We start from the raw sequence: 3,362 nt of genomic DNA, 5'->3' as shown, positions 1-3,362 counted from the left end.
TCAGCGTGTCGTATCCTTTACGCTTCAATGCGATTGCGAGTGTCGGGTTCATGGCTCAGCTCTCCGGAGTGATACGGTCACCCTCAGAGCTTCCGACACACGGGTCATAGTAGAAGCGCAGTCCATACTGCGAGGAGAACCGGATGTATAGATCGGAAAATGCGCCTCCCAATGAGCCTCCCCAACGGAACAGGTCCACACTTATGTTAAGGTTGTCCGCCATCAGCACCCATGGAACAGACTAGGTTGATTGCGTAGCGGAGGATTTCAGGCTCATCGTAACCATCAGAGAGTGGAGATGAGAATGAAATCCGGGAAACAGAAAGCGTCAGCAGAGAGAGTTGTCAAAGACATCCGCAGGAAGACACGGCGCCAGCATTCGGCAGAGGAGAAGATCCGTATTGTGTTGGATGGGCTTCGTGGTGAAGACAGCATAGCGGAGCTGTGTCGCCGTGAAGGAATAGCTACGAGCCTGTATTACAGCTGGTCGAAAGAGTTCCTTGAGGCCGGTAAGAAGCGGTTGGCTGGCGATACCGCACGCCAGGCTACCAGCTCTGAGGTGAAGGATTTGAGAGCGGAATCGTCGGCGCTGAAAGAGGTAGTCGCCGACCTGACCCTTGAGAACCGGCTGCTCAAAAAAAGCATGTTCGAGGATGGGGGAGACGACGAATGAGATATCCCGCATCCGAAAAGCTTGAGATCATCCGGCTGGTTGACGGTTCGCACCTGCCGATCAAACGCACACTGGAAAAGCTCGGCATTCCCAGAACGACCTTCTACCGCTGGTACGACAGGTATCTGTCTTTCGGCGAGGCCGGGCTTGAGGATCGCCATTCCCGGCCAGGTAGGGTTTGGAACCGCATCCCCGACAAGGTGCGCAAGCAGATCGTGGAACTGGCTCTGGAAGAACCCGAGTTATCGCCCCGCGAGCTTGCGGTGCGGTTCACCGACACCAGGCGCTACTTCGTTTCTGAGGCCAGTGTTTACAGGCTTCTGAAGGCACAAGATCTGATCACTAGCCCAGCCTGCATCACCATCAAAGCGGCGGATGAATTCCATGAGAAGACTGTGCGGCCGAACCAGCTTTGGCAGACCGACTTCACCTATCTCAAAGTCATCGGTTGGGGCTGGTTCTACCTGTCTACGATCCTGGATGATTACAGCCGTTACGTTGTCTCTTGGCGCCTTTGCACCACGATGAAAGCTGACGATGTCACAGGAACGCTGGAAGACGCTTTGGCTGCATCAGGTTGTGACAGTGTCACCGTTGCCCACAAGCCCCGGCTGCTCAGCGACAACGGCAGCAGTTACATCTCTGGCGAGTTGGCGAAATGGCTGGATGAGCAGGGTATGGATCATGTTCGGGGAGCGCCCAACCATCCGCAGACCCAGGGCAAGATTGAGCGATGGCATCAGACGATGAAGAACCGTGTCCTGCTGGAAAACTACTATCTGCCAGGAGCGCTCGAACAGGCCATCGGCGACTTCATCAATCACTACAACCACAACCGATACCACGAGAGCATCAGCAATCTGACACCCGCCGATGTCTATTTCGGTCGAGCCGAAACAATCCTCAGACGCAGAAAGGAAATCAAACACCAGACAATCCAGAAACGCCGCTTGCTGCATCATCAGAACGCGGCGTAGATTGAAACTGCGGCGAGCCTGATCCTCCTAAGCCAATCAAACGCTCGTGTTCCAAATCATTCGATGACGGACACGCTCGGACGGAGGCAGGTTGGAGACGTCCTTGCCATCCTGCATAATCGTACCCTTGGTCTGCAGATCCAGCCCTGCAATCGCCCGCAACAAGGTGGTCTTGCCGCAGCCGGACGGGCCAAGGAAACAAATGAATTCACCTTCTTTGATTTCAAGAGAGATGTCCTTGAGTGCCAGAAAGCTGCCGAACGCTTTCCACAAATTCTGGATGCTGAGATACAGTTCACCGGGTGGTGTTTTCTGAAGCACGGGAGAGGTCCTCACATCTGCACCTCGGGCACGACCGATCCTGGCTGGTGCGCGCCGGGTGAGTTGGTTGTGTTGGTGGGAACAAGAGAGTGGCGGGCAGGAGAGGCACAAAAGCCCCTCCTGCCAATGGAATTATTTCGCTTCAGACTTTCCGTCATAGCGAGACTGCCATTCCTTCAGGATTGCCGCGCGATTGTTGGCGGCATACTCGAAATCATTGTTGATCATCGCATCCAGAAGACCCTCTGGGAAGTGTTCAACCGGTTTTGCAACGCCGGGATACGCCACGACCGCATAGCCGGTATTGTACATCTCGTTGGCCTCTTTGGTGACGGTGAAGTCCACCAGCTTCTGCGCGGCTTCCAGATTTGCGGTACCGGCCACAATCGCGGTTGCTTCCATGTCCCAGCCGACGCCTTCCGAAGGCACAATGATTTCCAGCGGTGCGCCATCAGCTTTGGATTTCGCCCCACGGAACGCAAAAGAAATACCAATCGGGATCTCGCCCGCCGCCGCCAGTTTGCAAGGCTTCGAGCCGGAATGGGTGTAGCGCGCAATATTCTCGTGCAGCGCATCCATGTATTCCCAGCCACCTTCTTCGCCAAACATTTGAAGCCAGCTGGACACATCAAGGAACCCCGTGCCAGACGAATTCGGGTTCGGCATGATCACCTGATCCTTGTACATCGGATCAGTCAGGTCCTTCCACGAAGTGGGCGGCTTCAACCCGGCCTTTTCCGCCTCAACCGTGTTGTAGCAAACCGAGGCAACCCAGGCGTCCATGCCAACCCAGGCAGGCGGGTTGTCACCATCGACGAATTTCGCATCCAGCTTGTCTACGCCAACCGGGGCATAAGGCTCCAGCATCCCTTCGGATTTCAACAGCAGCAGAGAGGTCGCCGCCAACCCCCAGACCACATCCGCCTGTGGGTTGTCACGTTCAGCCAGCAGTTTCGCGGTGATGATCCCCGTCGAGTCCCGGACCCAGTTGATCTTGATATCAGGGTTACTCTGGTTGAACGTCTCTGCATACCTCGCCAGATCCTCCGCCTCGACAGCGGTGTAAACTGTCAGTTCCGTCTCCGATGCCGCAACCGTCGCAGTCAGTAAACCGACCGCCAATGCCGAATAAAATGATGTCGTCCGTTTCATGGTTTTCCTCTGTTGGTTGATCATTTTTGTTGGGTGCCTTCTTTTTCGAGGCGCTTTGGGTCAAGTGAAGCCAGTGACCGCCAATTTGACAGAATTGCACCCTAATAATGTGCAGTTAACTGCAAACTGTCGGGGCGATACCTTTCTATTTCAGGTTACCATAACCAGTCCGCACAGGACATTCTGTTATTAGTACTGCCGCCGCTCCGAAACCATCCTTACACCGAGACGAAACCTCT

General features: G+C 54.9%; 3 protein-coding genes. 1 reads left to right on the top strand and 2 read right to left on the bottom strand.

The window, feature by feature from the left end; all coding sequences use genetic code 11:
• The first annotated feature begins 298 nt into the window (after window positions 1-298).
• Window positions 299-1,650, top strand: a protein-coding gene (locus ACR0NM_RS20815; protein WP_170717543.1) for an IS3 family transposase whose coding sequence is annotated in 2 segments (ribosomal slippage) — window positions 299-635 and window positions 635-1,650 — 1,353 coding nt in all. Because the reading frame shifts where the segments join, the coding sequence is not laid out codon by codon here.
• 36 nt (window positions 1,651-1,686) lie between these two features.
• On the opposite strand, the gene ACR0NM_RS20810 is transcribed toward ACR0NM_RS20815, so the two are convergent.
• Complete coding sequence (locus tag ACR0NM_RS20810; RefSeq protein WP_480492856.1) at window positions 1,687-1,971, bottom strand: ATP-binding cassette domain-containing protein; 285 nt, start codon at window positions 1,969-1,971, stop codon at window positions 1,687-1,689.
• A 132-nt stretch (window positions 1,972-2,103) separates the two neighbouring features.
• Entirely contained in the window at window positions 2,104-3,123 is a 1,020-nt protein-coding gene (locus ACR0NM_RS20805) for a putative 2-aminoethylphosphonate ABC transporter substrate-binding protein (RefSeq protein ID WP_480484969.1), read from the bottom strand.
• Window positions 3,124-3,362 lie beyond the last annotated feature (239 nt).

This window comes from Ruegeria sp. AF2 (assembly GCF_056542025.1).
This window is presented reverse-complemented; position numbering and strand designations above follow the sequence as displayed.